Here is a 6,060-nt window from a genome sequence, read left to right on the forward strand (position 1 = left end):
TCGCAGGGCATTGGCGAAGGTTCGGCGCGGAAGCCCGTGCACGCCGGCCGCCGTGGGCGATTCAGGGCTGGCATTCGTCGGCAGCGGCATGGCACACCTCGCGAAGAGGCGGCCCGTCTGGCGATGGCATGCCGCAGGCTCGTCGTCGGCGCCCCGACCGACCCGTCCGGATCCGCGCAGGATGAGCGACCCCGACCTCGGCGATCTCCAGGCCTTCGCCGCCGTGGCGCGGGCCCGCTCCTTCCGGGGCGCGGCGGCGCTCGGCGGCGTGTCGGCGTCATCGCTCAGCGAAGCGCTGCGCCGCCTCGAGGCGCGGGTGGGCGTCCGCCTGCTCAACCGCACGACCCGCAGCGTGACGCCGACGGAGGCGGGCGAGCGCCTGCTTGCGCGGCTCGGGCCGGCGCTCGACGCGGTCTCGTCCGCCCTCGACGTCGTCGAAAGCTACAAGCACACCGCGTCCGGCACCCTCCGGCTCAACGTCCCCACGGCGGTGTCGCGGATCGTCCTGCCGCCCATCCTGGCGGCCTTCCTGCTGCGCCACCCGGGCATCCGGGTCGAGGTCACGGTGGAGGACACGTTCATCGACGTGCTGGCGGCGGGGTTCGATGCCGGCATCCGCTACGAGGAGCGGGTCGAACGCGACATGGTGGCGGTGCCGATCGGCCCGCGCATCCAGCGTTTCGCCACCGCGGCTTCGCCCGCCTATGTGGCGCGGCGCGGCCGGCCCGGGCACCCGCGCGACCTGCTGCAGCACGAGTGCATCCGCCACCGCTTCGCCAGCGGGGCGATGCCGTCCTGGGAGTTCGAGCGCGGGGCCGAAACGCTGCGGGTCGCCGTGTCGGGGCCGCTCGTCGCGACCGCGGTCGACCTCGAAGTCGAGGCGGCGCTACAGGGCGTGGGCGTCATCTCGCTCTTCGAGGGCTTCCTGTCGGACGCCTTCGCCGACGGGCGGCTGGTCCCGCTCCTCGAGGACTGGTGGCCGAGCTTCTCGGGGCCGTTCCTGTACTATCCGGGCAACCGCCACATGCCGCCGGCCCTGCGGGCCTTCCTCGACCACCTGAAAACCGAGACGCGTCACATCGCGTCATAGGCGTCGTTGTGCCAGGGCTCGGCCGCGCCGCCGGCGATCCACGCCCGCCAGGCGGGGAGCGCCATCACGGCCTCCATATAGGCCCGCGTTTCGGGCCGGACCGGCACCGCATAGGTATCGAGCCGGTTGACCACCGGGGCATACATGGCGTCGGCGGCGCAGAAGGCGCCGAACAGGAAGGGCCCGTCCTGCCCGAAGCGCGCCCGGGCATCGGCCCAGAGGGCCTCGATGCGGTCGACGTCGGCGCGAACCTCGGCCGGGATGGGCATGGCTCGGCGGGGGCGGCGGAAGTTCGTCGGGCAGGCCTGGCGCAGGCGGAGGAATCCGGCATGCATTTCGGCGCTGACGGCGCGGGCCAGCGCCCGGGCGGCCCGGTCCCGCGGCCAGATGGGAAGGTCGGGGAAGGACTCGGCGAGGAATTCCACGATGGCGATGGATTCGCTCACCACGAGGTCGCCCGCATGCAGCGCCGGCACCTTGCCGTTGGGGCTGACCGCCAGCATGGCGTCCCGGGTTTCGGCCCGGTACATGGGGATCACGGTCTCGTCGAAGGGGATGCCGAACGCGGTCAGCAGCAGCCAGGGGCGCAGCGACCAAGACGAATAGGCCTTGTTGCCGATGTAGAGGTGCAGCGTCACGGGGCGAATCTCCGGGCGGGATCGGGACCGCATTGGGCGGCGGCGGGGCATGCGGCACAAGTGACGATTCTTGATGCCGGCCATCGGCGGAAGCGATGGCCGGCGGATGGCGCCGGGGCGGCGCCCCGCCTATAAGGCCGCCACCCCGACGCGGAAGAAGGCGCCATGCTGCTGTCCCCCCTCGACATCGCCGCGCTGGCGATCTTCCTGTTCGGCTGGATCGCCTACCACGGGCTGGTCGAGCGCTCGCGTTTCGGCCGCCACGCGCTGAACAACCGCATGAACGAGTACCGGCTGCGCTGGATGCTGGAGATGCAGGCGCGAGACGCCCGCATCGTCGATTCCTCGATCATGTCGACGCTGCAGAGCGGGACGTCGTTCTTCGCCTCGACCTCGCTGCTGGCGCTCGGCGGCTCGCTGACGCTGCTGCGCGGCGCCGACGACGCCCTGCGGATCCTGTCGGACTTCCCGCTCGGCACGGTGGCGAGCCGCACGGTGTGGGACTTGAAGGTGGTGGGACTGACGGCGATCTTCGGCTACGCCTTCTTCAAGTTCGCCTGGTCGTACCGCCTCTTCAACTACGCCTCGATCCTGATCGGCGCCACGCCCGCCGCCAAGTCGGGGCGCCCGGAGCAGCGCCGGCTGACGGCGCTGCGGGCCGCCGAGATGAACATCGTGGCGGGGCGGCACTTCAACCGCGGCCAGCGTGCCTTCTTCTTCGCCCTCGCCTATCTCGGCTGGTTCATCGGGCCGGTGGTGCTGATCGGCACCACGGTCGTGGTGGTGGTGGCGATCCTGGTCCGCCAGTTCGCGTCCGATGCCCTGCGGGCCGTGTCGCTCGAACTGCCGCTCGACGACCTCCTGCCCGAGGCTCAGGGCGACGGGAACAGAGTCGAGATCCTGCCCGACAGCCGGTAGGCCACGAGGCCGATCCATTCGCGGGTCGCGCCGTCGAGCGTCACGAGGCCGGCGGCGAGGTCCGAGGACGGCAGCAGGTCGCGCCAACCGCCCGTGCTGCGGTAATCGACCGGGACCGGCACGACGTCGAATCCCGCCGCCCGGAACAGGCCGACCGACCGTGGCATGTGGTAGGCGGAGGTCACCAGCAGCCAGCGCTGCCCGGCGACGGGCCCGACGAGCGCACGGGTCATGCGCGCGTTCTCCTCCGTGTTGCGGGACTGGTCCTCGATGCGGATGCGGGCCGGATCGACGCCGAGGTCGATCCACAGGCGCCGGGCATCCTCGGCCTCGCCGCCGATCTGCCGCACGAGCGCGTTCGAGCCGCCCGTATAGACCAGTTCGGCTTGCGGGAAGCGCCGGGCGAGCGCCGCCCCCTCGGTCAGACGGGCGGCGGCCTGCCCCAGGGTGACCTGGCTCCGAGCGGCGCCGATCACCTGGTCGATGGCGCCGCCCAGCACCACGATGCCGGCGGGCGGGGCCGTGCCGTCGAGCGCCGCCTGCGGGAAACGGTCCTCGAGCACCCGCAGCAGCAGGCGGCCGACCGGCAGGGCGCCGCAGAGCAGCAGCGCCGCGACCGCTGCGAAGCACAGCCGGCGCCCCCAGCGGCGTCCCGCCAGCGCCGCGGCGGCGCCGACGCATGCGAGCCCGACCATCACGTTGGTGGGGGCGGCCGCGACCCACAGGACCTTGGACAGGACGAAGAACACGCTCGGGCCATGCCTTTCTCGGACGGGATGCTGGCCCCGGGCGCCGTCCCGGGCGATGATGGCCGGGCAGCCCCCCGCGGCCCAGGACGACGAGACCATGCCGACACACTACCCTGCCGGGACGCGCCGGGCCACGATCCCCGTGCCGCCGCGGGCGCGCCGGGCCCTGCTGGCGGCGGCGGCCGTCCTGTCGCTGTCGGCGCCCGTTCGCGCCGACGACGCCCCACCGGCACTGACCGGGGCTGCCGCCTGGGCGCGCCTCGTCGGCAACACCGTGTCGGGCACCACGCCCGACGGCCCCTACGACGAGGTCTTCGTGCCGGACGGCACGCTCGCCATCGTGGACGGCGACGGCAAGGCGGGCGGCACCTGGCACTGGCGCGACCCGACCCTGTGCACCCGCGTCGACGGCGAGGACGACGAGGAGTGCCGCACCGTCTCGGTGACAGGCACCACCGGCGCCTTCACCGATGCCGCCGGCAGCCGCTACCCCTTCGAGATCCGGCAGGGCAACGCCAAAAACCTCTGAAGAAGAGCCTGTGAAGGAAGGCCTGTTGAGCTTCGGCAGTCGCCACATCGGGCGGCGCCGGGGTGCGCCCTCAGAGTGGCAGGTCGGTCCCCTGCAGGAAGTCGGCGAACTGGCCGGGCGAGCCGAAGAAGGCATTGCGGTCGACCCGGCCGCGGATGCCCGCCACATGCGCATCCGACTGGTACTGCCAGAAGTGCCACCGGCGGCCGGGATAGCGGACGCTGGGGTGGTACTTGGTCGATCGGACCCAGATTGGGAAATCGTTCAACGCGCCGCCCGCCAGGATGCCGGCGTAGAAGTCGACCGTCGCGTAGATGACGGGCTTGCGGCCGTAGAAGCGCTCCATCTCCTCCAGCATGATCCGCATCTCGCGCACCGTCTGCTCGCGGTAGAGCGTGCGCTTGCAGGTGGGCGAGGTCGGGGTGAGCTCGACGTCGAGGACGGGCGGCAGCATGCCGGGCTCGTTGGGGACGTTCTGCTCGAACCAGCGCATCTGCTCCAGGGGCGAGCGGCACCAGTAGACGAAGTGGTAGGCGCCGCGCGGCACGCCGGCCGCCCTGGCGTTCTCCCAGTTCTGCCGGAACTTGTCGTCGACGCGGTCGCCGCCCTCGGTGGACTTGATCCAGGCGAACTGGACGCCGGAGTCGCGGACCGCCGACCAGTCGATGTTGCCCTGGTATTTCGAAACGTCGATGCCGTGGATGGCGAAGGCGTCGGGCAAGGGGCCGCCGAAGCTCGTCGTGGGAGGGGGCGTCCCCGCGCAGCCCGCCAGGGACAGGGCCGCAGCCAGAATGCCGAGAACTCGCTTGAACGTCATGAACGGGACCGCAACTCGCATGGGCTGACGTTCCGAGGATTAGAAGCGATCCCGTAACGGCTGCTTAACGGGGCGGCAAGGGCGGCCCCCCGTGTCATGAGATTGCCACGGGGGGCCCCCAAACCCGCATCATGGTTTCTCCTTCACGAACGCTCCTCGCGGCCGCGACGCTGCTGGGCCTGGCCTCGGGCGCTCCGGCCGCCACCACGCCTGCGGCCCAAAGCTGTCACAATCCGGACGCACTCGGCACCTCCCGCGTCGTCGCGGTCGGCGGCACGCCGGAACTCGGGCTCAAGACCTATCCGCAGACGCTGGATCTCGCCGACCACGAGGTCGTCCTGACCTTCGACGACGGGCCCTGGGCGCCGACCACGCCGGCCGTGCTCGACGCCCTGAAGGCGCAATGCGTGTCCGCCACCTTCTTCCTCATCGGCCGCAACGCCGAGGCCCATCCGGCCCTGGTCAAGCGCGAGGTGGCCGAGGGGCACAGCGTGGGGCACCATACCTACGACCACCCGGCCGTCACCCTGCACTACGTCGAGGACGGGGCGGCGGTGCGGGATATCGAGAGGGGCATGGAGGCCGACGACAAGGCGGCCGGCTACGGCCCCTGGACGGGCGCGCCGCACGTGCCCTTTTTCCGCTTCCCGGGCTTCGGCTATTCGCCGGCCACGACCGCCTATCTGCACGCCCACGGCATCGCGACCTTCGGGGCCGACCTGTGGGCCTCCGACTGGATCCCGATGACGCCCGAGGCGGAGTTCGACCGGCTCATGGGGCGGCTGCGCGCCGCGGGGCGCGGCATCATCCTGCTGCACGACATCAAGCGGCAGACGGCCGACATGCTGCCTCGCTTCCTGGCGGCGCTGAAGGCCGAGGGCTTCCATGTGGTACACATGGTCCCGGGCGGCACCGCGGCGCCGACCCGTCCCGCCCCGGCAGGTTGGGAGTCCGAGACGGAGCGCACGCTGGTGCATCTGTGGCCGAAGCCCCGGGCTGCCGGCCTCGCCGCCAAGCTCCCCGCCGCCGCGGGGCCGTCCTCGAGGCCCAGCCAGGACTGAGCCGGCGCTGGGGGGCCCGGCATCGTCGTCGCGTCCCCTGCCTGCCGCTGTCCCGCCCGGGCCTGGCGACGGCGGCGGCCCGACAGCGAATGCCGGCACAGGCGCCCGCCTACCCGGCCCTGTCCCGAACGCCTTCGGCCCCGCGCTGTCGGGCGCGGGGCTGATGGGTCGGTTCGGTGATGTGGTTGCGGGGGCAGGATTTGAACCTGCGGCCTTCAGGTTATGAGCCTGACGAGCTACCGGGCTGCTCCACCCCGC

The 6,060-nt window shown here is 72.0% G+C and carries 7 protein-coding genes; 4 read left to right on the forward strand and 3 right to left on the reverse strand.

Annotation, left to right across the window (positions count from 1 at the left end):
* Window positions 1-181 precede the first annotated feature (181 nt).
* On the forward strand, window positions 182-1,090 hold the full coding sequence (locus tag D3272_RS22350) for a LysR family transcriptional regulator (protein WP_129221427.1): 909 nt from the start codon (window positions 182-184) through the stop codon (window positions 1,088-1,090).
* On the opposite strand, the gene D3272_RS22355 is transcribed toward D3272_RS22350, so the two are convergent.
* Window positions 1,075-1,728 carry a glutathione S-transferase family protein gene (locus tag D3272_RS22355; protein WP_207210288.1) on the reverse strand — a complete coding sequence of 218 codons (654 nt, stop codon included), beginning with the start codon at window positions 1,726-1,728 and terminating at the stop codon, window positions 1,075-1,077. The two genes, D3272_RS22350 and D3272_RS22355, sit on opposite strands and share 16 nt — an antisense overlap.
* 165 nt (window positions 1,729-1,893) lie before the next feature.
* On the opposite strand from D3272_RS22355, the gene D3272_RS22360 reads away from it, so the two are divergent.
* A complete protein-coding gene (locus D3272_RS22360) occupies window positions 1,894-2,646 on the forward strand; it encodes a DUF599 domain-containing protein (protein WP_129221429.1) in 753 nt (250 codons plus the stop codon).
* Here the strand turns inward: D3272_RS22360 and D3272_RS22365 are convergent.
* Window positions 2,601-3,395 carry a YdcF family protein gene (locus tag D3272_RS22365; RefSeq protein ID WP_245496729.1) on the reverse strand — a complete coding sequence of 265 codons (795 nt, stop codon included), beginning with the start codon at window positions 3,393-3,395 and terminating at the stop codon, window positions 2,601-2,603. The two genes, D3272_RS22360 and D3272_RS22365, sit on opposite strands and share 46 nt — an antisense overlap.
* A gap of 97 nt (window positions 3,396-3,492) precedes the next feature.
* Between D3272_RS22365 and D3272_RS22370 the strand changes: the two genes are divergently transcribed.
* Window positions 3,493-3,924 carry a hypothetical protein gene (locus D3272_RS22370; protein ID WP_129221431.1) on the forward strand — a complete coding sequence of 144 codons (432 nt, stop codon included), beginning with the start codon at window positions 3,493-3,495 and terminating at the stop codon, window positions 3,922-3,924.
* Between the two features lie 70 nt (window positions 3,925-3,994).
* Here the strand turns inward: D3272_RS22370 and D3272_RS22375 are convergent, their stop codons facing one another.
* Entirely contained in the window at window positions 3,995-4,762 is a 768-nt protein-coding gene (locus D3272_RS22375) for a GH25 family lysozyme (RefSeq protein WP_129221432.1), read from the reverse strand.
* A 110-nt stretch (window positions 4,763-4,872) separates the two neighbouring features.
* On the opposite strand from D3272_RS22375, the gene D3272_RS22380 reads away from it, so the two are divergent.
* Window positions 4,873-5,802, forward strand: a complete 930-nt coding sequence (locus D3272_RS22380) for a polysaccharide deacetylase family protein (RefSeq protein ID WP_129221433.1) — start codon at window positions 4,873-4,875, stop codon at window positions 5,800-5,802.
* Window positions 5,803-6,060 lie beyond the last annotated feature (258 nt).

Origin of the sequence: Lichenibacterium ramalinae (assembly GCF_004137085.1) — a bacterium.
GTDB lineage: Bacteria > Pseudomonadota > Alphaproteobacteria > Rhizobiales > Beijerinckiaceae > Lichenihabitans > Lichenihabitans ramalinae.